Annotated in this window: 21 protein-coding genes, 1 other RNA gene and 2 pseudogenes; 4 read left to right on the plus strand and 20 right to left on the minus strand. The window is 64.6% G+C overall.

Annotated features, from left to right (window positions below; genetic code table 11):
* The first annotated feature begins 190 nt into the window (after nucleotides 1–190).
* Nucleotides 191–1,060, plus strand: coding sequence for a glucosamine kinase nucleotide-binding domain-containing protein (locus SMD10_RS19910; RefSeq protein ID WP_331687486.1), 870 nt, complete (start codon nucleotides 191–193; stop codon nucleotides 1,058–1,060).
* Between the two features lie 162 nt (nucleotides 1,061–1,222).
* Nucleotides 1,223–2,512: a UDP-N-acetylglucosamine 1-carboxyvinyltransferase gene (gene murA / locus SMD10_RS19915; RefSeq protein WP_331687487.1), complete on the plus strand. Its 1,290-nt coding sequence runs from the start codon at nucleotides 1,223–1,225 to the stop codon at nucleotides 2,510–2,512.
* 26 nt (nucleotides 2,513–2,538) lie between these two features.
* Here the strand turns inward: murA and SMD10_RS19920 are convergent, their stop codons facing one another.
* Genes SMD10_RS19920 through SMD10_RS19940 form a run of 5 tightly spaced genes read right to left on the minus strand, consistent with a single transcriptional unit; the run spans nucleotide 2,539 to nucleotide 7,744 of the window.
* Nucleotides 2,539–3,438, minus strand: a complete 900-nt coding sequence (locus SMD10_RS19920; protein ID WP_331687488.1) for a carbohydrate kinase family protein — start codon at nucleotides 3,436–3,438, stop codon at nucleotides 2,539–2,541.
* Complete coding sequence (locus SMD10_RS19925) at nucleotides 3,435–4,532, minus strand: ABC transporter ATP-binding protein (RefSeq protein ID WP_331687489.1); 1,098 nt, start codon at nucleotides 4,530–4,532, stop codon at nucleotides 3,435–3,437. Before SMD10_RS19925 ends, SMD10_RS19920 begins: the two co-directional genes overlap by 4 nt.
* A complete protein-coding gene (argH, locus tag SMD10_RS19930) occupies nucleotides 4,532–6,055 on the minus strand; it encodes an argininosuccinate lyase (protein WP_331687490.1) in 1,524 nt (507 codons plus the stop codon). The genes SMD10_RS19925 and argH overlap by 1 nt, the downstream gene beginning before the upstream one ends.
* 11 nt (nucleotides 6,056–6,066) lie before the next feature.
* Nucleotides 6,067–6,930, minus strand: a complete 864-nt coding sequence (locus SMD10_RS19935; RefSeq protein WP_331687491.1) for a carbohydrate ABC transporter permease — start codon at nucleotides 6,928–6,930, stop codon at nucleotides 6,067–6,069.
* A 1-nt stretch (nucleotide 6,931) separates the two neighbouring features.
* On the minus strand, nucleotides 6,932–7,744 hold the full coding sequence (locus SMD10_RS19940; protein WP_331687492.1) for a carbohydrate ABC transporter permease: 813 nt from the start codon (nucleotides 7,742–7,744) through the stop codon (nucleotides 6,932–6,934).
* Between SMD10_RS19940 and SMD10_RS19945 the strand changes: the two are divergent.
* Nucleotides 7,703–8,338, plus strand: a pseudogene (locus SMD10_RS19945) (PIG-L family deacetylase); the annotation flags it as partial. The gene SMD10_RS19940 and the pseudogene SMD10_RS19945 overlap by 42 nt on opposite strands.
* 30 nt (nucleotides 8,339–8,368) lie before the next feature.
* Here SMD10_RS19945 and SMD10_RS19950 read toward each other — a convergent pair.
* The 7 genes from SMD10_RS19950 to SMD10_RS19980 all read right to left on the minus strand — a co-directional run bounded on the left by SMD10_RS19950 (nucleotide 8,369) and on the right by SMD10_RS19980 (nucleotide 17,392).
* Nucleotides 8,369–9,676, minus strand: coding sequence for an O-antigen ligase family protein (locus SMD10_RS19950; protein WP_331687493.1), 1,308 nt, complete (start codon nucleotides 9,674–9,676; stop codon nucleotides 8,369–8,371).
* Nucleotides 9,677–9,791: 115 nt separating this feature from the next.
* Nucleotides 9,792–11,249: a GumC family protein gene (locus SMD10_RS19955; protein WP_331687494.1), complete on the minus strand. Its 1,458-nt coding sequence runs from the start codon at nucleotides 11,247–11,249 to the stop codon at nucleotides 9,792–9,794.
* Between the two features lie 179 nt (nucleotides 11,250–11,428).
* Nucleotides 11,429–12,487 carry a polysaccharide deacetylase family protein gene (locus SMD10_RS19960; protein WP_331687496.1) on the minus strand — a complete coding sequence of 353 codons (1,059 nt, stop codon included), beginning with the start codon at nucleotides 12,485–12,487 and terminating at the stop codon, nucleotides 11,429–11,431.
* Nucleotides 12,488–12,520: 33 nt separating this feature from the next.
* Entirely contained in the window at nucleotides 12,521–13,795 is a 1,275-nt protein-coding gene (locus SMD10_RS19965; RefSeq protein ID WP_331687497.1) for a GNAT family N-acetyltransferase, read from the minus strand.
* Nucleotides 13,788–15,362 carry a lipopolysaccharide biosynthesis protein gene (locus SMD10_RS19970; RefSeq protein ID WP_331687498.1) on the minus strand — a complete coding sequence of 525 codons (1,575 nt, stop codon included), beginning with the start codon at nucleotides 15,360–15,362 and terminating at the stop codon, nucleotides 13,788–13,790. Before SMD10_RS19970 ends, SMD10_RS19965 begins: the two co-directional genes overlap by 8 nt.
* A gap of 73 nt (nucleotides 15,363–15,435) precedes the next feature.
* The gene (locus tag SMD10_RS19975) at nucleotides 15,436–16,350 is read right to left on the minus strand and encodes a glycosyltransferase family 2 protein (RefSeq protein ID WP_331687499.1); all 915 of its coding nucleotides are present in this window, start codon (nucleotides 16,348–16,350) and stop codon (nucleotides 15,436–15,438) included.
* A 247-nt stretch (nucleotides 16,351–16,597) separates the two neighbouring features.
* Complete coding sequence (locus SMD10_RS19980; protein ID WP_331687500.1) at nucleotides 16,598–17,392, minus strand: glycoside hydrolase family 16 protein; 795 nt, start codon at nucleotides 17,390–17,392, stop codon at nucleotides 16,598–16,600.
* A 153-nt stretch (nucleotides 17,393–17,545) separates the two neighbouring features.
* Between SMD10_RS19980 and SMD10_RS19985 the strand changes: the two genes are divergently transcribed.
* The gene (locus SMD10_RS19985; protein WP_331687501.1) at nucleotides 17,546–17,713 is read left to right on the plus strand and encodes a hypothetical protein; all 168 of its coding nucleotides are present in this window, start codon (nucleotides 17,546–17,548) and stop codon (nucleotides 17,711–17,713) included.
* Between the two features lie 51 nt (nucleotides 17,714–17,764).
* On the opposite strand, the gene SMD10_RS19990 is transcribed toward SMD10_RS19985, so the two are convergent.
* The 8 genes and pseudogenes from SMD10_RS19990 to SMD10_RS20025 form a co-directional block, all read right to left on the minus strand.
* Nucleotides 17,765–18,523 (minus strand): sugar transferase, encoded by a 759-nt coding sequence (locus SMD10_RS19990; RefSeq protein WP_331687502.1) that lies wholly within the window; start codon nucleotides 18,521–18,523, stop codon nucleotides 17,765–17,767.
* Nucleotides 18,520–19,797, minus strand: a complete 1,278-nt coding sequence (locus SMD10_RS19995; protein ID WP_432757283.1) for a glycosyltransferase — start codon at nucleotides 19,795–19,797, stop codon at nucleotides 18,520–18,522. Before SMD10_RS19995 ends, SMD10_RS19990 begins: the two co-directional genes overlap by 4 nt.
* Nucleotides 19,798–20,151: 354 nt before the next feature.
* Nucleotides 20,152–20,622: a hypothetical protein gene (locus SMD10_RS20000; RefSeq protein ID WP_331687503.1), complete on the minus strand. Its 471-nt coding sequence runs from the start codon at nucleotides 20,620–20,622 to the stop codon at nucleotides 20,152–20,154.
* Nucleotides 20,619–20,888 carry a ribbon-helix-helix domain-containing protein gene (locus SMD10_RS20005; RefSeq protein WP_331687504.1) on the minus strand — a complete coding sequence of 90 codons (270 nt, stop codon included), beginning with the start codon at nucleotides 20,886–20,888 and terminating at the stop codon, nucleotides 20,619–20,621. Before SMD10_RS20005 ends, SMD10_RS20000 begins: the two co-directional genes overlap by 4 nt.
* Entirely contained in the window at nucleotides 20,885–21,121 is a 237-nt protein-coding gene (locus tag SMD10_RS20010; protein WP_331687505.1) for a DUF4169 family protein, read from the minus strand. Before SMD10_RS20010 ends, SMD10_RS20005 begins: the two co-directional genes overlap by 4 nt.
* The gene (locus SMD10_RS20015) at nucleotides 21,121–21,657 is read right to left on the minus strand and encodes an SspB family protein (RefSeq protein WP_331687506.1); all 537 of its coding nucleotides are present in this window, start codon (nucleotides 21,655–21,657) and stop codon (nucleotides 21,121–21,123) included. The genes SMD10_RS20010 and SMD10_RS20015 overlap by 1 nt, the downstream gene beginning before the upstream one ends.
* A gap of 67 nt (nucleotides 21,658–21,724) precedes the next feature.
* Nucleotides 21,725–22,080, minus strand: a transfer-messenger RNA (tmRNA) gene (gene ssrA, locus SMD10_RS20020).
* A gap of 32 nt (nucleotides 22,081–22,112) precedes the next feature.
* Nucleotides 22,113–22,334, minus strand: a pseudogene (locus SMD10_RS20025) (ISAs1 family transposase); the annotation flags it as partial.

Here is a 22,334-nt window from a genome sequence, read left to right on the forward strand (position 1 = left end):
GCATACCAAAATGCTACCAAATGGATTATCAGGTAGCAACGACCAACTTTCGTGAGCCCGTTTATCCTTGTTGATCGTTGGTTGCGAAGCGTCGACGGGCGTTTCTGCTGATGCCGCGCTGGATTATCTTATCGCGTTGAAAGATAAGCTGCGTTTGGGTCAGGCAGAGTAGGCTGCAGAGGACAGAGCGATGCATGCGGACGCCTTGTTTCTGGGTGTTGACGGCGGCGGGACCGGCTGCCGCGCCCGGCTGGTCGATGCTGAGGGGCACGTGCTCGGCGAGGGCCATGCGGGTCCGGCGACGACACGGCTGGGAATCGACAAGAGCTGGGCCGCGATCGAGGTAGCTTTCCGTCAGGCGATCGAGGCCGCCGGCGTTCCTTCAGAGGATCTGACGCGCGTTCATCTGGGCGTCGGCCTGGCCGGGATAACGCGCAAAGGCAGCCGCGAAGCGTTGCGCACGATCATACACCCCTTCGCCTCCGCCTCCTTTACCAGCGATGCGCTGATTGCCTGTATCGGTGCCCACGGCGGCGCCGATGGGGGAATCGTCATCGTCGGGACGGGCAGCTGTGGTGCTGCGGTGGTTCAGGGTCGCGAGATCCAACTGGGAGGATACGGTTTTCCGATTTCCGACGAAGGAAGCGGCGCCCGGCTTGGTCTCGGTGCCCTGCAACGCGCCATGCTGGCGCATGACGGCCGGCTCGAGCGTACGCCGCTGCTCGAAGCACTGCTCGGCCGCTTCGAGCACGATGCGCAGGCGGTGATCGGCTGGATGGATGGCGCCAGCGCCACCGACTATGCCGCTCTCGCGCCGCTGATCGTGGCACATGCGAATGCCGGCGATCCGATGGCGCGGCGATTGATGCGCGAGGCTGCAGACGCAATCGCACTCACCTGCCGGGCGCTGCTCGACATGGGCGCGCCGCGCCTGTGCCTGCTCGGGGGGCTCGCCGACGTGATCGCGGGATGGCTGTCGCCCGATCTGAAGCAACGGCTGGAGCCGAGGCTGGGCGACGCCCTCGATGGCGCGGTGCTGTTCGCGCGGCGCGGCGGATGAATCCACACTGGCGCAAGCATCGGATATTATTCGCCGAATCAATATGCGGCCTTTCGTGATGTGGCCTGCCGGGCCGGCATGGACCTTCGCGCGGGCCGCGAGCGCCGTGGCTCGTCCTTGTCTCGTGACTCGGACGGAACGTTAGGGACGGAAAGGGTATAGATGGATCGGATCAGGATACGGGGCGGGGGTGCGTTGCGAGGGGTGCTGCCGATATCGGGGGCGAAGAACGCGGCGCTGCCTTTGATGATCGCGTCGCTTCTGACGGACGACACGCTGACGCTGGAGAACGTGCCGCATCTGGCGGACGTCGAGCAGCTGATCCGCATTCTGGGCAATCACGGCGTCGACTATTCGGTGAGCGGCAAGCGGGCCGGGCAGGAGCCGAACGCCGGGCGCACCATCCATTTTTGCGCGCGCACCATCGTGGATACGACGGCGCCTTATGAGCTGGTGTCGAAGATGCGCGCCTCGTTCTGGGTGATCGGGCCGCTCTTGGCGCGCATGGGCCGGGCCAAGGTGTCGCTGCCGGGCGGCTGCGCCATCGGCACGCGGCCGGTGGACCTGTTCATCGAGGGTCTGAAGGCGCTGGGCGCGGCGATCGAGATCGAGGGCGGCTACGTGCTGGCCGAGGCCAAGGGCGGGCTCGTCGGCACCCGCTACGTGTTCCCGAAGGTGTCGGTGGGCGCCACCCACGTGCTGATGATGGCGGCGACGCTGGCCAAGGGCGAGACGGTTCTGGAGAACGCCGCGCGCGAGCCCGAAGTGGTGGACCTGGCGAACTGCCTGATCGCCATGGGGGCGAAGATCTCGGGCGCGGGCACGTCGACGATCGAGATCGAGGGCGTGGCGGGCCTGTCGGGGGCGCGCCATCCGGTGCTGCCGGACCGCATCGAGACGGGCACCTATGCGATGGCGGTGGCGATGGCGGGCGGCGACGTGGAGCTTCTGGGCACGCGGGCCGAGCTTTTGACCTCGGCGCTGACGGCGCTCGGCGAGGCGGGCGCCGAGGTGTCGGAGACGCCGAACGGGCTGCGGGTGGTCAGGAACGGCGGCGGCATTCATGCGGTGGATGTGGAGACGCGGCCGTTTCCGGGGTTTCCAACGGACCTGCAGGCGCAGTTCATGGCGCTGATGACGCGCTCGGGCGGGGTGTCGGAGATCACCGAGACGATCTTCGAGAACCGCTTCATGCACGTGCAGGAGCTGGCGCGGCTGGGGGCCCGCATTTCGCTGTCGGGTCAGACGGCGCGGGTGGAGGGCGTCGATCGGCTGAAGGGGGCGAAGGTGATGGCGACCGACCTGCGCGCCTCGGTGTCGCTGGTGATCGCCGGTCTGGTGGCCGACGGCGAGACCACGGTGCACCGGGTCTACCACCTCGACCGCGGCTTCGAGCGCCTGGAGGAAAAACTCTCCGCCTGCGGCGCCGACATCCAGCGCATCTCTGGATGAAATGGATAATGGGACGGTCGGCAGTCTCAGCCCGCACGCAGGGCCGTGCTGCCGCCGACCGCCTGCACCGAGCGGCTGCCGCAGGCGATGGCCGCCGTCAGGCTCGCCTCGGGCGAGCCGCCGCGCAGCCACGCGTCCAGGAACCCGGCATTGAACGCGTCGCCCGCGCCGGTCGTATCGACCACCTCGACCTGCGGTGCCGGAAGCCGGATGCGGCTTGACCCTTCAGCGAGGATCGCGCCGTCCGCGCCGAGCTTCAGCGCCACCACCGGAAAGACCGCAGTCAGAGCGTCGAGCGCCCGATCGATGTCGGCGAGGCTGGTGATTGCCTTGGCTTCCTCGACATTGGGCAGAAAGACGTCCGCACCCCGGCAAAGCGCCAGAAAGTCGGCATGGTGGATGACCGTGTCGTCCCAGCTCGGGTCGAGCGAGACGGTCAGCCCTCTTTCCTTGGCCGCACTCACGGCGTCGGGCATCTCGAACAGGGTGGCGGCCTCGGCGATGTGGAGATGCCGGGACGAGGGAGCGCCCAGCGCCTGGGCGAAGGTCGAGGGCCGCGCGCCGCTGGCGCGTCGCGAGAGGAAGGCCCGGTCGCCATCCCGGACGATGGCGACAGTCAATTGCGGTCCTGCTTCCGCCGATCGTTCCAACAGGCCGAGATCAACGCCGCTCTCGGCCAGAGGCGCTTCGAGAGCGAGCGACAGCGGATCGAGACCGAGACGCGCGAGCAAGCCCGTGGGCCGGCCCATCGCCGCCGGATAGGCCGCTGTGATGAAGGCGCCGCCGCCCGGCGTGATGGTGACGTCGTCGGCAAAGATCTCACGGCCGAGAGACGGCAGATCGGCAAGTCCGGTGAACAGCACGTCGCAATAGAGACGACCAAGGCACAGGATCGACGGGCCGACTTGCCCGGATTGCTCGTTCATTGCTGGCGCAGGCTCTTTTCGGTCGTCGCGTCGAAGATATAGAGGTGCTCGGCGGGAACGCTCGCCTCCACGTCCTCGCCGATCGCCGGCAGGGTTCGGCCGGAGCCCGTGGCAACGATCTGCTGACCCTCCGATTCCAGATGGATCAGCGTTTCCGAACCGAGAGGCTCGACGACCGCCACTCGGCCGCGGACCTTGAAGCCTCCCGACTGCGGTGCGCCGACGACGAGATCGTGGGGGCGGACGCTGAGCAGCACGCCGGCGCCGGGCGAGGCGGTGCCGGCGAGACGCTGCAGAGCGATGTCGTCACCGGCGATGCCATCGAGATGAACATGCGGCTGGCCGCCGTGGCCGACCAGCTGTCCCGGAAGAAGGTTCATGGTGGGGGAGCCGATGAAGCGGGCCGTGAACACGTCGTTGGGATTCTCGTAGACGTCCAGCGGACGGCCGACCTGGAGAATGCGGCCGTCGCGCATCACGACGATCCGGTCGGCGAGCGTCATCGCTTCCACCTGATCATGGGTGACGAAGACGATCGTCGTGCCGAGGCGCTGATGCAGCCGCTTGATCTCAAGGCGCATCTGGGCGCGCAACTGGGCATCGAGATTGCTGAGCGGCTCGTCGAACAGGAAGGCCTGCGGGTCGCGCACCATGGCGCGGCCGATGGCGACGCGCTGGCGCTGGCCGCCCGACAGCTCCGACGGACGCCGGTCGAGATAGGCTTCGAGGCCGAGGATCGCGGCCGTCTCGGCGACGCGGCGGTCCTTCTCCGCCTGGTCGAGCCTGGAGGTGTAGAGGCCGAAGCCGATGTTCTTGGCCACCGACATGTGCGGATAGATCGCGTAGTTCTGAAACACCATCGCGATGTTGCGGTGCTTGGGCTCGCGCTCGTTGACGACCTGGCCGCCGATCCTGAGCGTTCCGGCGGTAATGTCCTCCAGACCCGCGATCATGCGCAGCGTCGTCGACTTGCCGCAGCCGGAAGGACCGACCAGGACGATGAATTCGCCGTCCTTCACCTCCAGATCGATGCCGTGGACCGCGACCATCTTGCCGTAGCGCTTGACCAGCTTGTCGAGTTCGATCGTCGCCATCAGCGCTCTCCGGTCAGGGCATCGAAGCAGGTGTCGAGTTCGGCCGCCGCAACGGCTTCGCGCAGGCGGGTCTGCTCGGCTTCGCTTTCGAACCCGGCGAGGCGGGTGCGATAGCGGGCGAGCGAAGCCTCCAGCGCCGCCGGCGCAGGACCGCCGGTTCTGGCGCGAACGGCGATGAAGTGTTCGGGCGAAACGATCCCGGCATAGGTCGGTTCGTCGATCGTGGTGGTCCGGCCGGCGGCCTCGGCAAAACTGGCGGCAAAGGTCTCGTAGCCATCCTCGGCAAGCTTGCCGCGCGAGGCGGCGACCTTGCGGGCGACGTCCGCTGCGATCTCGTGGGCTTGGCGGAAGGAGAGATCTTCCAGGCGCACCAGGCTGTCGGCCAGTTCGGTGATGGTGATCGAACTGCGGGCGATATTGTCGCGCACCCGCGCCTCGTCGATACGGATGGCGGAAGCGAGCGCGGCGAAAAGGTCCAAGACGCGACCTGCCGAGGCGAACGCCTCATAACCCATGGCCTGGGTCTCGCCTTCGCTGTCGTTCATGTCGGTGAAGGGCGTGTTGTGCATCACCGTCAGCATCGAATGCGCCCGGCCGACCGTCTGCGAGGCGAGCAGACGCAGGTGTTCGATCGGCACCGGATTGCGCTTCTGCGGCATGATCGATGAGATCTGCACGAAGGCGTTGGGCACATAGACCTGACCGACTTCGAAGCTGGTCCAGACCTGCAGGTCCTGGATCGGCCGGCCGAGATGCAGGAACAGGAGTTCGATGGCGCCGTAGGTGGCCGTGACGTAGTCGACGGAGGCGATGCAGCCGTAGGAGTTTTCGAGTGGCCGCGCGAAGCCGAGAAGATGCGCCATGCGCTCGCGGTCGATGGGAAAGCCGGAGGTGGTGATCGCTGCGGCGCCCATCGGGCAGAGGTCGACGATGGCGCGAGCCGCCACCAGTCGCTCGATGTCGCGCAGAAGCACTTCGATCGCGGCGCCCAGATAGTGGCCGAAGGTGGTGGGCTGCGCCGGCTGGCCGTGCGTATAGGCGACGATCAGCGTCGCCTTTTCGCGCTCGGCGGCCGCGATCCAGGCGTCTGCGAGCTTTCGCGCCTGCGACAGGAGGAGGTCGAGCCGCCCCTTGAGGCCAAGCTTGAACAGCGTGTGGTCGATGTCGTTGCGCGAGCGCGCCGTGTGCAGCCGGCCGGCAAGATCCGGACCGAGCCGGCGCTTCAGCTCCGCCTCGACCAGAAAGAAGAAATCCTCGACTTCTCCGGTGTATTCGAGGCTGGCCGGATCGATCTCGCGGTCGATTGCGTCGAGCGCGCGGGCCAGCGGCCGCGCCTGATCGAGGCCGAGGATGCCGGCCTCCGCGAGCATCACCAGATGGGCTCGATTGATTTGGCGCAGGCCGTCGACATGGTGCGTCCTGGCCCCGTCGAACAGCGGCTGGAGCACCGTCTTCTTGTAGACCGGATCGGGAAAGGCGCTGGTGTCGGCGAGGGACGGGTGGGAGAACGGAAGCTTGGTCATGGGAGTATTGCCTATGCCTTCAGGCCGGCCATGACCACGCCGCGTACGATGAAGCGCTGGAGCACCAGGAAGACCAGGAGCGTCGGCAGGGTGGCGAGGCTGGCGCCGGTCATGATCAGCTCCCAGCGGATCGCCTGTTCGACCGAGAAGCTCGAGAGGCCGACCGGCAGGGTGTAGAGTTCGCGGCTGGTGGTGACGATCAACGGCCAGATGAAGGCGGTCCAGTTGCCGAGGAAGGTGAAGATTGCGAGCGCCGAGAGCGCCGGCGTCACCAGCGGCATGGCGATGCGCCACCAGATCTGGAACTCGTTCAGCCCGTCGATGCGCGCGGCCTCCAGGAAGTCGTTGGGTACGCTTTCGAAAAACTGCTTCATCAAAAACGTGCCGAAGGCCGTCATCATGCCGGGAAACATGATGCCCCAATAGGTGTCGAGCCAGCCGAAATTGCGCGACATCAGATACCACGGGATGACCAGCATCTCGGTCGGGATCATCAGGGTCGACAGAATGGCGATGAAGACGAAGGTGCGGCCGCGAAAATCGAACTTGGCGAGCGTATAGCCGACGAGACTGTCGAAGAAGACGTTCGAGACGGTTACCGTCGTCGCGATGATCGACGAATTGAGGAACCAGCGCAGGAACCGGCCGTCGGCAAGCACCGAGACGTAGATCTGAAGCGTCGGATGAGCGGGGATCAGGCGCAGATCGTAGACGTCGCCGGCCGGCTTCAGCGAGGTCAACAGCATGTAGAGGATCGGCGTGATCATCAGGAGACCGCCGATGAAGAGCAGGGTCCAGGTGACCACTCGTCCAGGCTTGATCCTGCCGAGCCGGGTGAAGCGGGCGTCATAGGCAGTGCCGTCGATCGCCGTCATCTCAGCGGTTCCTAAGGATGCGAAGCTGGATCAGCGAGATGATCAGAAGCACCATGAACAGGACCACCGTCTGGGCCGCGGCGTAACCCATGTCGAAGGATGAAAAGGCGGTTTGATAGATCATCAGCACCAGAGGCTTCGTCGCGTTGAGCGGGCCGCCGGGATCGTTGGTCGTCATGTTGTAGACTTGGTCGAAGATCCGCAGGAAGGCGATCGACGAGAACACGACCAGGAAAACGAAGGTGGGTTTCAGGAGCGGCAGGGTGATCTTGACGAGGATCGTCCAGTTGGACACGCCGTCGATGCGCGCCGCCTCGTAATAGCTCGTCGGAATGGCGCGCAGCCCGGCCATGAAGATCACCACCTGAAAGCCGAGGCCCGCCCAGACGGCCGGCGCCAGCACCGCCGGAAGAGCCTGGGTGATCGATCGCAGAAAGGGTTGCTGCGGCAGGCCCATGGCGGCGAGAACGTCGTTGAACAGGCCAATGGGAACCGGCTGGTAGAACCAGCGCCAGACCCACCCCATCACCGCCGCGGTGGTCAGGAAAGGCAGGAAATAAAGCGCCCGGATGAAGCCGTGCAGGAAGCGCGTCTTGTCGAGATTGTAGGCCACCACGAAGGAGATGAAGAGGCTCACCGGCGTGCCGATGATCAGATAGAGGAAGGTGTTCTTGAACACCTTCCAGAACAGCGGATCGCCCATCAGCCGGGCATAGTTGTCGAGCCCGATGAAGGCCGGCGGCCGGAGCAGGTTCCAGTCCGTGAACGACAGCCAGAAGGCGTGGAAGGTCGGATAGAACCGGATGACGACCAAGTCGGCACCTGGCTCCTCCGCCTGGGACTCGACGTCACCGAATTGGACGGTGAGACGCTGCGTGCCGGTCGCCTCGAAGCCTTCGATACGATCGTCGTGGGCATCTTCGCCTTCGGCAACCGTGCGGACCTCGCGGCGGCGCGGCCGAAGCTCCATGACTGGGTCGAAGCCGGCGGCCATCTGGTGACGCTCTATCATCGGCCGAAGGACGGCTGGGATCCGGCCGTCACGCCGCCGCGCCGCCTGGTGATCGGCTCGCCGTCCTTGCGCTGGCGCGTGACCGATCCCGCGGCGCCGGTCACGGTGCTCGAGCCGGACCATCCGCTGCTTTGCGGTCCGAACCTTATCGGCGAGCGGGATTGGGCGGTGTGGGACAAGGAGCGCGGCCTCTACTTCGCGGCAGAGTGGGACCTGGCCTATCGGCCGCTGCTGGCCATGCGTGACGCTGGCGAGGCGCCGCTGACCGGCGCGCTCGTCACGGCCGAAATCGGCCGTGGCCGGCACACGCACAGCAGTCTGGTTCTGCATCACCAGCTCGACCGTCTGGTGCCGGGCGCGTTCCGGTTGCTCGCCAATCTGGTGCAGCCGGCCTGAGCCGGATGCCGCGCGGTGGCCGGAGCGTCGTCAGGTGGCCGGGCTTGAGGTCCAGCGCAAGGCTTGCTGGCGCTGCAGCCCTTGCACCGCCAGCGTAAGGCCGAGGACGACCCAGAGATTGGCCGCCACATAGGAGATGCCCGAGACCGCGTCGACACCGAGGACACAGGCGAAGACGGCGCGCAGGCCGATCGAGAGCCGCGCCGTCCGCGTCGCGAATTGATCGTCGGCGGCGGCCGAGGCGCCGTTCGGCAACCCGCCGATCAGTGCGTAGAGGCAAAGCGCCAGGAAGCTGAGCCAGCCGACCGCGCCAACGTGATAGAGAAGTGCGCTCAGGACGTCGTAGGACGCCAGCTCGTCCCAACCGTGGCCGAACAGCGGATGTTCCCCGAACAGGCGGAGCGCTGCCAGCACGCTGCCGAATCGTTCGTAGAAGGATCCCGATGCGGCCTTGTCGCCGGTCATCCGCCAAAGGGCCGTCACGAAGCTCGGTTCGACCATCGCCAGCAGCAGAAGGCCGCCACTTGCGGCAATCGCCGCGATCCAGCCGCGTCGGACATCCATTGCGATCCAGAGGGCGAAGAGAAGCACCAGTCCGATATAGGCGCTGGTCGAGGTCGAGCCGATCGCGGTCAGAACGATGAGCGCCGCCGCAGCTCTGTAATAAAAACGTTCGCGGCCCGAGGAAATGTCGGCCATGACTAGCGCGATTCCGGCACCTGCCACGGCGTATCGAGCGAAGAAGGATGGCTCGACTGCAACCGAGCTGATTCGCGGGATTCCTCCGACGGACTGCGCGAACATGTCGGCGGAGTCGCTGATGCTGTTGTTGAACAGCCAGGCCGGATAGGGCAGGCCGATATAGCCACAAGCGGCCTGGAAGATCCCCCACAAGGCGACGGCCACGGCACTCCAGACGAAGACGCGCAGGGCCGCCAGCAATCGCTTTTCGCTCGAGCAGAAGAAGGCGACCATGGCGGCCGTGATAAGCCCGTCGACCGCGATTGCCGCTTGGGTGAAATTCGATATGGCGACGGAACTTTCGATCGCCTTAGCGAAGATCGACAGGAGGATCGCGATCAGGAACCCCGCCAGCAAAGTGGTGATTGCCGCTGCGTGGCCACTCGCCGGAATGCGAATCACACCGACCAGAAACAGGATGGCGAGCGCGGCAGAAAATAGGTGCCAGGGTTGCAGTCCGAAGGTGAAGCCCGGTAGGTTGACGACCGCCGTAGACGAAAAGGCCGTGAAGGCGATCATTAGATAAAAGACCGTCTGCGGCGCCCGCAGCATCAGAATGGCGCAGAGCGGAATGAGGACCAGTCCGATGAAGGTCATCGGGGGCCTCCCGTCCGAGCCTCTTGGTCGGTTCGGCCGTTCGGTCCGGAGAGACGGCCCATCGCGACCGCCGGGGGACTCGGGAAATCAGGCGCCGACATCGCGTGGGCGCTGTTCATTGGTTTCGAGTGGATCCGGCCTGCGCCGATGCGAGCGTGCCGGCGCGCGGCGGTTTTCCGGCGCCAAGCGACTGACGTCGCCAGCGCGCCCACTGTTCGCTCAGAAGAACGGCCAGCAGACCGAGGATCAGCGAGATCGTGACGGTCATCACCAGGATCAGGGCCGATTTCGGATGGGACTTGTCGCGCGGCACCTCGGCGGGCGAAACCGGCTCGAGGCTGATCTTGTAGAGATCGGCGCTCTGCATCTGCTGCAACAGGGTCTGGCGCTGGAGAAGCTGACGATAAACGGCTTCCGTCGCCGAAGCCTTGCGTTCGAGCTCCTGGGCCTGGTTCTCCGCTTCCTGGGCGGCGGCGATCATGGCTTCGAGGTCCTTGATGGCGCCGGCGAGCAGATCTTCCTCGGTGCGCGAGGCCCGGGCGTCCTGCTGCAGCGAATCGACCATGGTGGAGGTTTCGTCGTCCAGGCGCCGCTGCAGTTCGTCGAGAGAGGATTGGGCCTCCTGGACGCGAGGGTGCCGATCGCCAAGCGATGCGCGCAGGCTTGTGAGCTGGGCGCTGAGTTCCGAAATCTTCTGGCGCAGTTGCACCATGGCGGGCGAGCCCAGCATGGCCGAATCCGAGACGCCGCCGTCGGAGGATGCCGTGGGGGAGGCGAAGTTGACCGCACGCGAACGCGCCGCCAGTTGCTGGCTGCGGGCCTGGGCCAACTTCGCGGTGAGCGACGCGAGCTGGGCCTTGAGAGCGGCCGGATTGCGCGAGCCGTAGAGTTCGTTGTCCTCACGGAATTTCCGCGCGGCTTCCTGTTCCTGCCGCAACTGCTCGTGCAGGGTGCTCACCCGCTCGTTGATCGGCGACAGGCCCTTCTCGACCTGTGTCGCGGCCCGTTCGCGCGCTTGGTTTGCGGCGATCGCCATCGTCCGGTTGGCGATGTCGGCCGCCAGGGCCGGATCTCCGGCGGTGAATGAAATCGAGATGATCGACGACAGGCTGACCTGCTCGACCTTCATGGCCTTGACGAGCGCCTTCCGGATTTCCTGGTCGCGCGAAGTGGGCCTTGCGGCATCGCCGGCCTCGGCGAAAGCGGGAATGAGACCGTCGCTCTGCGCCAGCTTCCGCCGTTCGTCGGCGGACAGCCCGTCGGCGACGGCGCTAACGACGGCCGGCGCCCGGATGGCTTCGACCTGGGTCTGAACGACTTCCAGCTCGTTATAGGCGGCCGGCGCGGGCGTGTCGGCGAGCGCATTGCCGTTTTCGCCGGTGACCATAACCAGGGCCGTCGCGGTGTAGCTGGGCGGCACCAGCACGACATAGGCTAAGGCGAGTGCGATGGCCGGGATGACGATGGCGGCGACCAGGCGCCAGCGTTGCAATGCTCGAAACAGGAGTGCGAACACCGTGACGTCGCGGTCCGCCTCGGCCGGCATCGATTTCGGAAACGTCACGTGTTCCATTGTTTTCCCGTCGAAACTCATCGCTCGACGTCGGTCAGAGCAACATCCGAACGACGTTCAACCTCTTCCGATCGCTCAGCCCAAGTTATTTTTGATTTCTTTGTCGATCAACGACATGGTTTCTAAAGGGTTAATAGAGATCAATAAAGTAAATATACAAAATTTGACGAAAAGGTTTACTATTGGTATTCTATGGAGATCGTTTCGGGATCGAAGGGTGATCCGGCGGGGTCGACCAGCCAGCGGTGCAGTCCGGCCAGTTGGGCCTGGAAGTGCACGACATCGGCACGCCGCGGATTCATGGCGCCGCGCGGCAGCAGAAACGGCGCCGCGGCGTGCTCGGGAAACAGGCTTCCTTTGCGCGTGCTGTAGCCGCTGCGGAAGCCTTCCGCCTTGAGGAGGGCGGCGGTGCGCGGACTGCAGGCGGCGGCATCGCCATGCGGAAACGCGAAATGCGCCACCTCGCGATCGATCGCTTCCTCCAGGAAACGGCGGTTTTCGCCGATATCGCGGACCGCTTCCGCATCGTTCAGTGTCGCCAGAGGCCGATGCGTGACGGTGTGGCCGCCGATCGTCACCAGAGGGCTGCGTGCCAGTTGGCGCAGCTCCTCGAACGACAAGGCATCGTCGTTCAACCGGTCGGTCGCGGACACGCCGTATTGTCTGAACAGCGACGCCAAAGTCGGCGTCCGCGCATCGACGTCGGCTTCCACCCAGCGTGTGAGCCGGCGCAATGCCCGCTCTTTCTCACGATGGGTGCGTGTCGAAAGTCGCAGGCCCAACGGCGCGGCGTCGATCGTCTCATGTCGCTTGACCAGGTCGAGCAGGCCGCCCCACCAGTAGTCGAGCGTCCGGTCGATCATGCCGGTCGTCACGAAGACGGAGAACTTGGCGCCGTGGCGCTCGAACAGGGGTAGCACCCGTTGCAGATTGTCCCGATAGCCGTCGTCGAAAGTGAAGACGACGAACGGGGCCGGGACTCTATTGCGCAGCCGTAGAAGAGCTTCGTCCGTGTTGACGATGTCGATCCCCTGGCGTCGGCACAGCGTCAGGAGATCGTCCAAGGCGCGCTCGGGAAAGCGGATGTCCTGGTGCAGCCACTCCTCGGTCGAGCGGACCACACTGTGGAACATGAAAGCACAGCCCAATCCACCATGGGTACGATGGAGAAGATGGGCCGCGCCGGATCGCACGGCGAGCCAATCGGCAAGGGCGATGGCGTTCGAGCGCAGGTTCATCGTGTCTCTCTCTCCCATGAGATCCGGATGACGTTATCCGTCGTCAGTGCGCACGGCAGCGTTGTCGGGAGCGGAATCGGTCAGAGGTCTGACCCGCGCACCGGCGCTCTCCCATGATGGCAACGTGTCCGGGCGGCCGTGCCGCTGCAGGGAACGGATCAGGGTGCGCAGCTTCTTGGCTGCGGCAAAGAGCGGCCCGGAGCGTTGCAACTGGCGCTTGGCAAAGCGATAGCCGACGACCTTGGCTCTCGTGCTGCGGGCCCAAAAGTGGCCGCGCCACGTCAGGCCGCGGCAATGAGTGTAGAGCGGCAATGAATCGTTGGTCCATCCACACTTGTATTCCTCATCGCCCCAGGTGAAGTCGAGCACCGAGATCTTTTGTGCGTAGCACCAGTGGATGAGGTCCAGGATGAGCATTCGTCCTGGCGAAAAATAGCTGAAATCCGCGTCGAAGGTCGGCATCAGCAGGCACAGGCGTCCACGAAACTCAGTGCCGAACACCGTTCCCACCGGACGGTCGTCCAGCATCAGTCCTGAAACGTGGATGAGGCCGCCAAAGTCCCGCTGGGCGATCGTTCGGTAGAAATCCGCATAGGACCGGTCGTCGAACAGGTCGGCGACGCCGGTCGACCGATAGCGCCGGGACTTCTGCCGGATCATCGCTTCGACCAGCCGGTCCGCGTCCTGCCCATTCGTGGCATGGAGGAACGTCAGCCCCCCTTGTTTTGCCAGCTTTCGGCGCTTGCGCAGCGTGCCCTGGCGCGCGTTGGTCGATCGGCCGGCGAGATATTTTTCATAAGTGCCGTCGAGACGAGCGTAATGGCTTTGCTCCTCCTGCACGCACGAGAGGAAGGACATGGGGTTGGGCACGTCGTCGATCTTGGCCGGCATCTTTTCGAAACGAACCGCGTCGACGGCGCCAACTGCGGCCAGAATCTGGTGCCAGAGCCGCTCGAATGTCTGGGCGGTGAGAGTGCGCGCGAATTCCCTGCGAATGATCGGCGCGTTGTAGTCGCTGACCTTGAAGTCGATGAACTCGAGAAGGTGCAACCCGCGCGTCTTTCGAAGGGCGAAGGGCAACAGCATCAGCGGCCGTCCGGAGCCATCGCCGACCAGGACGATACGCGGCTCGACGCCCTGGACTCGGCCGACCGTTTCCAGGAGTGCGGAGACCCATTCGAACGTTTGGAAAGCGGTGCAGGCGGATACGGCCTGCAACCGTCGCCAGGTCTCTTCAAGATCGGCGCAGTTGTCGGCAACCCGGATTACCAGATCGCCTGTATCGGCAGTCCAGCGATAGTCATGCATGATTGTCGCCCTCCAAGGCCGACGCGCGAAGCACGCCGATCGCCGTGCGAAGCGTTTGGCGCTCGAACAGCAGAAGCGCCGCAATATGACCGACTGCCGCCAGCGCGAGGACGATCGCTGTCTGCGCGAAAACATCCATCGTGCCGTTCAAAACCTCCCAGGTCAGGGCCAGAAGCGGGATCAGCGCCGTCGTCGCGAGGACGCCGGGCAGGTATTGGCGCGTGCCGGCGCCGACCCGGATGCCGAGAACACGCGCCGTGACGATCGACAGGACGGGCATGAACAGGATGCCACGCGCGGCCAGAACGGTGAGCGCCAGGGGCAAGCCCATCGGAACCAGCAGGATGAGCACCAGCGTGTCGAGTGTGGTGGCAGCGCCGAAGACCAGCAGATTCATCTCCGGTCGGCCCACGACACGCATCGCGATGCCGTGCAGGTTAAGAGCGATCGAGCCTGCGCCATAGAAGCAGAGGACGGGTAGGATCCCGCCGGCCGGCGCCCATCGCTGGCCGAAAATCTCCGGCATGAGGTGCGGCCCCAACACCGCAAGCCCGCCGAGGATCGGAAAGGTGACGAGCGTCGTCAGTCGCAACAACTGGTGGAAGCCGTTCTCCAGCCTCGCCGCATCGGACTGTATCTGGCTCATGATCGCCAGAACGGCGCGCGACACGCCTTCGCAGAACGTGTCGACGACCATCCGCACGATACGCATGGCGGTGGTGTAATAGCCGAGCGCCAGGGGACCCAGGATCAATCCGATGATCAGCCGGTTGGCGTTGTCGCAAGCGAAGTAGACCAGGCGGAAGCCGATCGTATTGAGCCAGTAGGCGGCCAGACGGCGGACGCATCTCGGCCGGATTCGGAGCCGCGGCCGCCAGCGCGCTGCGGCCCAGACCAGGATCGTCTTGGTCGCCGTCTCGCCAAGCTGATTGGCCGCCAGGCTCCAGATGCCCCAGCCGGCGAAGGCGAGCGTGACCGCCGCGACGCCGCCGACGATCTGGGCGATCAGGCTCAGGCGTGTCACCTGCCTGAATTCCAGTCGGCGCTGCAGCAAAGCCAGCGGTATGTTGCCGAGAGTTCCGATGACCACTGCGACACAAAGCAGGCGGATGAGCATTGCGAGCTCGTCGTGGCCCATCACATCCGCAAGCAGGCCGGCAGCCATCGCCGTGGTTCCCGCGAGCACGACGGCGAGCCCGGTGTCCAGCCAGAAGGCTGCATCGAGATCCGACCGCTTGGGCGAGACGTGCTGGATGACGACCTCTCCCATCGGTCCGCTGACGAAGGCACCCAAAAAGGCCTGAACCACCATCGCCAGCGCGAACAACCCGATTTCGGCCGGGTCGAGCAGGTGGGTCAGCAGCAGAAAGAAGCCGAGCGAGATGATTTGGGCGCCGGAATTGCCGAGCGTCGCCCAACCGATCGCCTTGACGGCCCGGCCCGCACCTTGGTCGGGTGACGGTCCGCGGTGCGTCGCCCCGTTTTGGCGCGCGGGCGCTTGGGGCAGACGGCGCGCAAGTCGCCACTGCCTGTACGCCGCCGCGCGGTTCGACCACCACGCCCTCATGCCGCATTCTCTGCCGGCCGGCCCACAAGGGCCGGTCGCGCAAACATGGCGGTCGGGAGGGAAGCAGCGCAGGTCATCGCACGAAATAGCGCCGTATGAGCCGCGGGGCGGCGCCGATCCATCCGAGCGGCCCGACGGTTTCGACGAAGATCCTGGTATTGGCGACGTAGCTGCGATACCAGGCCGAGCGTCTGCCCGATCGCGTACCCCCCGTGGCATGCTGGCGGTGGATCATGATCGCGTCACCGACATAGCGGCCGTAGAGGCCTTGGCGGGCGAGCCGCAGACCCCATTCCGGTCCATAGCCCCAGGCATTGCCGGTGAAGCGCTCGTCGAAGCCGCCACTGGCCAGGAAAAGCGTGCGCGGAAACGCCAGATTGCCTTCCGCCGGCGCGTTGATGACGCAGCTGCCGGGAAGGTGGAAGTTGGCGAAGACGAAGCCGAAGGAATTCGTCCAGCCGATGATGCGGCCATGGAGTTTGGTGCGCGACGACAGGGGCAGGCCGAAAACCAGTTCGCCGGCGATGCGCAGGATTTCCGACCCGAGCGAGCGCCAACGCGACGTGTTGACCTCCCGGCCATAGGTGTAGGCGACGGCCGGTTCGCTGTTCAAACCCGTCAGGTGAGCCTCCAGCCAGCCGTCGCACGGCACGGCGTCGTCGTCGAGCAGGATGCAGATGTCGGCCCGGGAATTGGACACCGCGTGATTGAGCGCTTCGATCAGCGCTGGCGCGGGGCGGTATTCGACCGTGAAGTTGCCTGACCGACCGAAGCGTTCGTGCAGGAGCGGCCTGATGTCGTCGCCCTGCAGGGCGACACGGACGGCGAGGTTGGGATAGAGCTGCCGGATCGCGTCCAGCGTATGGATCAGCACATCCTGGCGGCCGAGGCTCGGGATGATGACTTCCACAGCCGGGCCAACCGGGACCGACCATCCACCACGCCCGGAAGGGATCTCGCCGGCCGACATTTCACCTTCCTCGAACATGACGCAATTCGCTTCGCAAGTTCATTCTCCCGTTAACAAAAATTAAACCATACTTACGTAGCGAACAATGACGGCTCTTTGAGCAATTGACGAATTAAAATATTTTCAGTTAACTATAGAGTTTTATTAAAACTACATTGGATTGACTGTTCTCGTTGAGGTTGTTCTTCTTGAGTTGTGTCGGTTTAGGCGGCGTTGCGTTGCCGTCATTGGCGGACGGTCTCTGCATTCGGCACATTCCGTGCGGCTATTGGCGGTGGGCATAGGCGCGGATGTAGTCGATCTCGAACGACGCGGGAAAAGCCGTTTCCTTCGTCGGGTTGCCCGGCCACTCGCCTCCGACGGCCAGATTGGCGATCATGTACATGGGACCCGGCAGGTGGACGGGCGCACTTCCGACCATGATCCGGTCGACATAGAAGTCGATGCGGTCCGGGCGCCAGTCGACGCCATAGGTATGGAAATCCTTGGAGCTGTCGGCGGCGAGCACCTCGATGCCCCATTCGACTCCACGGTCCGAGGTGTGGATCGAGTTGTAGATGGTCCTCGGTTTGTCGGCGAGCACCTCGACGACATCGATCTCGAGCGCCTCGTCGTGCGTCAGGCCGACCAGCCAAAAGGCGGGCCAGAGCCCTTGTCCCGCAGGCATCCGACAGCGAATTTCGAAATAGCCGTTGGTCTGCGCGAAGGATTCCTCAGTGGTGACCATGCCCGACAGATAGGGAAGATCGATCTTGCCACTGAGGGCCTCGGGCGTCGGTCGCGCGGTGATCGACAGGATGCCGTCGTCGACTGAAAACGGCGCCTCGACGTCGTGCGCGCCGAGCTCGTCGAGATAGGCGCGGTCGACGTAGAGTTCTTGTTCGAGATTGCCCGCAAGCGTTCGCAGGTCGCCCCAACGGCGGTAGTGGTGGATGAATTTTTCGTCGATGTCGCTTGGCCGATCGAACTCGGCGGAGAACGTCAGGTCGAACTGATCGAGGTTGATCTGGGCCTCGGCATGAACCGGGCCGATGCCGGCCAGGAGGATGCATACCGGCATCAGGGCGAGCGGCCTGACCGGGCGCCGCGATTCACCCCAATCGGTGGGGGTACCGGCCGACGCGGCGCGGCGGTAAGACTTTGTTAGGAATCGCATCTTCATAGTTTGGTTACGGTAATCAGGCTGAGACGGTCGGGACGGGGAGGCAGGCGGATGGCAGATGCCGGGTTGGCGCGCAACGTCCGTGCCAGCGCGCCGAATGACAAGGCTGTCGAGCGTCGTCCGCTTCGGCATTCGTGGCCGTGGGGGCGTCTTGTGCTGTTCGCGGCGATCGTCGGCTGTTTGTCTGTCTGGATCGGATTCGCCGTCGCGGTGCTCTGATCGGCGCTCCTTCCGACAGGTGCGTCCGAGGCGTCGCTTTCGGGGCGCTGGTCAGTAGTCGCCATCGGCCCGCAACACGATCGGAACGGTCTTGACGAGGATCTCCAGGTCCGACCGGAACGACAGGGTCTCCACATAGCGCGCATCGAGTTCGACGCGTTCGGCATAGGCGAGGGTGTTGCGGCCGCTGACCTGCCAGAGGCCCGTCAGTCCGGGCCGAACCTGGCAGTAGGTGATGAACTTCGCGCCGTAGAGGGGCACTTCGTCCTGTACGATCGGACGCGGCCCGACGATGCTCATGTCGCCGCGCAGAACGTTGATCAGTTGCGGCAGTTCATCGAGACTCGAACGGCGCAGGATCCGGCCCACGGTATGAATGCGGGGATCGTTCTGAAGCTTGCGCGTGCTCTGCCATTCCGCTCGATGCTTTGGAGACGCGGCGAGGAGATGGTTGAGGATGAGCGCGGCATCCTTGTGCATCGTGCGAAACTTCAGGCAGGAGAATGGCTTGCCGTGGCGCCCGATCCGCCGGTGGCCGTAGACGATCGGCCAGCCGTCCTGGACCAGGAGGCAAACGGCGATCACCGGCATCACCGGCAGGAAGAAGAGCAGGGCCGCAGACGCCAGGACCACGTCGACTGCCCGCTTCCAACGGCGCCGAGCCATTTCCGGCCTGGTCGTTTCCTTGGTGGAGATGGTCGCGAGATGATGGACTCGCTCCGACACCTCGCCCGAAGCCTCGAACGAGCCCACCGAGGCGATGGACAGATAGTCCTCCTCGTAGATCCGATCGTCGTCACGACGCGTCATGATACGGCCTCGTGCTCCAGCGAATCCCACGCCGAGCGCTCCCTTGGCTCGGCCAATCGGCTGACGATCGGGGCAAAGGCATCGCCGGACAGGGTCGACGACCGCTCGGCCCGCGCCGCCAGTTCGCGGCGAACCTTCCCGGCGAAGCGGTTTTTGAATTCGTCGCGGCCGAAGCGTTGGGCCCAGGCTCGTAGGATGGTGGGATCGAAGTCGGTCTCGCGCTTTTCGAACCGCGCGACGGCGGCCATCAGCGCCTCTACGCTCTGCTCGCCGAACAGAACGCCGAATGTTTCGGATGCGACCGTTTCCATCAGGCCGCCGCGGGCATAGCCGATCACCGGCCGCCCCGAAGCCAGCGCTTCCACCGGGACCATGCCGAAATCCTCCTCGCCGGGAAAGATCAGCGCGCGGCATCGCGACAGGTGCTGGCGCAGGACGTCGTCGGATTGGCGCCCCATGAAGACGATGCTCGGACCGGCGACCTTCCGCAGCGCGTCGATCTCCGCCCCATCGCCGACCACCACGAGCTTCTTGTTCATCCGCGTGAAGGCCTGCACGGCCAGATCGATCCGCTTGTAGGGGACGAGTTGACCGGCGCAGAGATAGAAGTCGCCGACCTCGGACGTCGGCGCGAAGCTTTCGACGGCGACCGGAGGATGGATGACCTCCGCGTCGCGCCGGTAGTATTTCTGGATCCGGTCGGCGACGTGACGGGAGTTGGCGACAAAGCTGTCGACGCGAGCCGCGGTGGTCACGTCCCAGGTCCGCATGGCCGGGGCCACGCATGCCATCGCCCAGCGGCTCAGGCGACCCGCGCTCACCTGGTAGACGTGCTGCTGATCCCACAGATAGCGCATCGGCGAATGGCAGTAGCAGATATGGAGTGCATCCGGCGGTGCCACGATCCCCTTGGCCGGCCCGGATTCGCTGGAGATGACGACGTCGTAGCCCGACAGGTCGAAGCTCTCGAGCGCCCAGGGCATCGCGGGCAGGAACTTTTGGTAGAGACGACGCGCGCCGGGCAGCTTTTGCAGGAAAGACGTGGTGATCCGGTGCTGTCTCAGACGCTCCGACAAGGTCTCTTCGTCACAGACCAGCGTGAAGATGTCGGCCTGCGGAAACAGTTCGCAGAGCGCTTCCAGCACCTTCTCGCCGCCGCGCATGGAGACCAGCCAATAGTGCACCAGCGCCACGCGGAGATGCGCGAATTCGTTCGGCCTCGCGGCTTCCAATTCCACCCAGGTTCGACGGGCAGGGATCGGTTGGTGCTTCATCGTCGCCTCCATGCAAAATTTAAATAAATTTGACGACTTTTCTTGATTTAAAACTTTATATAAGTTTTTTATTCTCGTTGTTGCTGTTAGTTTTCTATGAAAATCGACCTACCGAAAGAGTTTTTTTGTAGGAATTAATAATATGGTAACCATGACGCCATCGGCCCCGTACCACAGGGGAATCGGAGGCCGCGACAGGCGCTCCGCGCGCGTGCCCGGCCAAGTGCCGCTTGGTGGTGAGATAGGTTCAGGCCGGGAGGGAGCACCTTCGCCGGCTGGGTGGCCTCTTCGCCGGCGTGTGGGCATAACTCGACGACGCCCGTCGCCGTCACCGGCACTCGTCGACGACTGGGGCTATGTCCCGGTGAGCAGGCGGTGCCGTTCCAGATCCTTGGGCCGGCCGAAGAGGAGGAGAAGGTCGGCGAGTTCGGTCCTCTCGGGCACGAATAGGCGGTGGCCTCCGATCGTGACGGCGAGGCGGGACCGCGGCGCGACGTCGCGCCACTCGCCGCGAAAGCGGACCTGAAGTCCCGCCATGACGTCGAGGGCGAGCGGCGGCTGGCGCCATCGGCCATGAGCGTTGGATCGAAACCGCTCGTTGCCGCCATCGTCCTCGGGCGGTGTCCCGAGGCGTCGGAGCAGCGCGGTCGCGTCGCGCAGGCTCATCAGTACGTCCACGTCGCCGACCTGAATCGCCTTGACGCCGTGCAGGGCCACGGCGGCACTCGAAATGATCCACCAGTCGTCGCGGGCCGGCGCGATCACCTCGGCGGCCATCGTCAACGTCTTGATTAGGTCGGGTGAAAGGCGGGGCGCCGTCGTCACTGCTGTTCGACGGGGAGCGGTCGGGGAGGGGGCAAGTTTTCGCCGGGCCCATCGGTCACCCGCGACAGCACGTCGGCCAGAACGAAGAGGCGGATCGCCGACGACAGGTTAGTGGCAGGAGGTCTTTGCTGGTCGATCTCGGCAATCACCCCGGCGAGCGGCATGTCGCGGCGATCCGCGACGGCGCGCAGGAGTCGCCAGAATTCATCCTCGATGCTGATGGAGGTGCGGTGCCCACGGATCGTGACGGACCGCTTGACGATCATTCGCCGGAACCGGCGTCATCGTCGTTGGGCCGGGAACGCGCGGTGTTTCGTTCGTCCCGGTCCAGGCGGTGGCCTTCGAGAAGTCGCGCGGCTCTTTCCTTTTCGCTGGCTGCGCGCTTGCCGAGAGCCTTCGGCGTACCGAATCGGATGCGGTTGTCTTCCGCCTGCTTCTCGTCCTGCCGCTTGGCCGCGCGCTTGCGCGCCTGGCGCAGATTGACGATCTCAGCGGCCATCAAGGCTTCTTGCGGAATGCGTCGAGCGAGACCACCTCGGCGGACGCCTTTTCCTCGTCCTGGGCCGGGTCGGCCGTTGCGCTCGGCGCCGGCTGAGCCTTGGCGGGAATCTGCGTTGGCGGCTCGTCGATCTCGTCGGTCGCGGTGTCATCGGCCGTTTCGCCATTGGCCGCCTCGACGTCGCGGACGTCGAATTCCAACTCGAAGTTCACCGCCGGATCGTAGAAGCCGCGGATGGCGTTGAACGGTACCAGAAGCCGTTCCGGAACGTCGGAGAAGGACAGGCCAACCTCGAAATGGTTCTCGGTGACCTGAAGGTCCCAATACTGGTGCTGAATGACGATCGTCATCAACTCGGGATATTTTTCGCGCAGGCGGGTCGACAGACGCACGCCCGGCGCGCCCGTGAGGAAGGTGATGAAGAAATGATGCTCGCCCGGAAGCCCGGTCCTGGCCACCTCGCTCAGGACCTTGCGGATCACGCCGCGAAGAGCGTCCTGGGCAAGAATGTCGTAACGGATGAGATCCTGGCCCATGTGGCGTCCTGCGGTGCTCTTCTACTACCGGCCCTTACGGCGATGCCCGAGGCACCGACGAAACTTGAGTGGAGGCTTCTGTTGCCAGGCGCCTCCGAGCCCCGCCTAGAAGTGCGAACCCCTAGGGCTTTGAATTGAAGCTGTCGCGCTGCTTACGCGGCGAGACGTGCTTCCGCATAGTTGTCGTTGGCAACTATAAATTCGGCCCGATAACGGCGGAACCATGCCGAGCGAAAGTCCGATCTTTACACCCTCGTCGATCCTATTTCGCCCCCGCCTCAACCCGCCGCAGACGGGTTCAGGTGGAGGCGCCGGGTACCGCCCCCGGGTCCGATAGGTTTATTACATCGGCCGTTTATCGCCATAGCCGATCCGATGACCGGCGCTGCGAATATAGGGGTTCCGGCTCACGCTGAAAAGGCCGGACGGGCAAAAGGCAGGGCTCCGAATCCAAATTACTGAAGGGATGATGTGAGGAGTTCGGCGAGGTAGTCTGTCGACCATCCTGCGAGTTTACGGCGGGTTTTCAGGGAGTTCTTGTCGGTTGCGCTGCGGATGAGGTTGAGGGCGAAGTGGCGGACGACGGCCATATTCTTGGCGCCGTGGCCCTTTCTGAGGCGGGATTGATCGTCGGCGAAGGTGACGTCGAGCACCCAGTGAAGCCGGTTCTCGATGGC

The organism is Consotaella aegiceratis, assembly GCF_036541425.1.
GTDB lineage: Bacteria > Pseudomonadota > Alphaproteobacteria > Rhizobiales > Rhizobiaceae > Consotaella > Consotaella aegiceratis.

Excerpts from the sequence above, each read along its gene's own strand:
- SMD10_RS19990 (WP_331687502.1), bottom strand. The coding sequence starts at position 18,523 with ATGACGCGTCGTGACGACGATCGGATCTACGAGGAGGACTATCTGTCC.
- SMD10_RS19980 (WP_331687500.1), bottom strand. The coding sequence starts at position 17,392 with ATGCCGGTATGCATCCTCCTGGCCGGCATCGGCCCGGTTCATGCCGAG.
- SMD10_RS19975 (WP_331687499.1), bottom strand. The coding sequence starts at position 16,350 with ATGTTCGAGGAAGGTGAAATGTCGGCCGGCGAGATCCCTTCCGGGCGT.
- SMD10_RS19985 (WP_331687501.1), top strand. The coding sequence starts at position 17,546 with ATGGCAGATGCCGGGTTGGCGCGCAACGTCCGTGCCAGCGCGCCGAAT.
- argH (WP_331687490.1), bottom strand. The coding sequence starts at position 6,055 with ATGACCAAGCTTCCGTTCTCCCACCCGTCCCTCGCCGACACCAGCGCC.
- SMD10_RS19970 (WP_331687498.1), bottom strand. The coding sequence starts at position 15,362 with ATGAGGGCGTGGTGGTCGAACCGCGCGGCGGCGTACAGGCAGTGGCGA.
- SMD10_RS19925 (WP_331687489.1), bottom strand. The coding sequence starts at position 4,532 with ATGGCGACGATCGAACTCGACAAGCTGGTCAAGCGCTACGGCAAGATG.
- SMD10_RS20005 (WP_331687504.1), bottom strand. The coding sequence starts at position 20,888 with ATGATCGTCAAGCGGTCCGTCACGATCCGTGGGCACCGCACCTCCATC.
- SMD10_RS19935 (WP_331687491.1), bottom strand. The coding sequence starts at position 6,930 with ATGACGGCGATCGACGGCACTGCCTATGACGCCCGCTTCACCCGGCTC.
- SMD10_RS19995 (WP_432757283.1), bottom strand. The coding sequence starts at position 19,797 with ATGAAGCACCAACCGATCCCTGCCCGTCGAACCTGGGTGGAATTGGAA.
- SMD10_RS19950 (WP_331687493.1), bottom strand. The coding sequence starts at position 9,676 with ATGACCTTCATCGGACTGGTCCTCATTCCGCTCTGCGCCATTCTGATG.
- SMD10_RS19955 (WP_331687494.1), bottom strand. The coding sequence starts at position 11,249 with ATGGAACACGTGACGTTTCCGAAATCGATGCCGGCCGAGGCGGACCGC.
- murA (WP_331687487.1), top strand. The coding sequence starts at position 1,223 with ATGGATCGGATCAGGATACGGGGCGGGGGTGCGTTGCGAGGGGTGCTG.
- SMD10_RS19960 (WP_331687496.1), bottom strand. The coding sequence starts at position 12,487 with ATGAACCTGCGCTCGAACGCCATCGCCCTTGCCGATTGGCTCGCCGTG.
- SMD10_RS20010 (WP_331687505.1), bottom strand. The coding sequence starts at position 21,121 with ATGGCCGCTGAGATCGTCAATCTGCGCCAGGCGCGCAAGCGCGCGGCC.
- SMD10_RS20015 (WP_331687506.1), bottom strand. The coding sequence starts at position 21,657 with ATGGGCCAGGATCTCATCCGTTACGACATTCTTGCCCAGGACGCTCTT.
- SMD10_RS19910 (WP_331687486.1), top strand. The coding sequence starts at position 191 with ATGCATGCGGACGCCTTGTTTCTGGGTGTTGACGGCGGCGGGACCGGC.
- SMD10_RS19965 (WP_331687497.1), bottom strand. The coding sequence starts at position 13,795 with ATGCATGACTATCGCTGGACTGCCGATACAGGCGATCTGGTAATCCGG.
- SMD10_RS19920 (WP_331687488.1), bottom strand. The coding sequence starts at position 3,438 with ATGAACGAGCAATCCGGGCAAGTCGGCCCGTCGATCCTGTGCCTTGGT.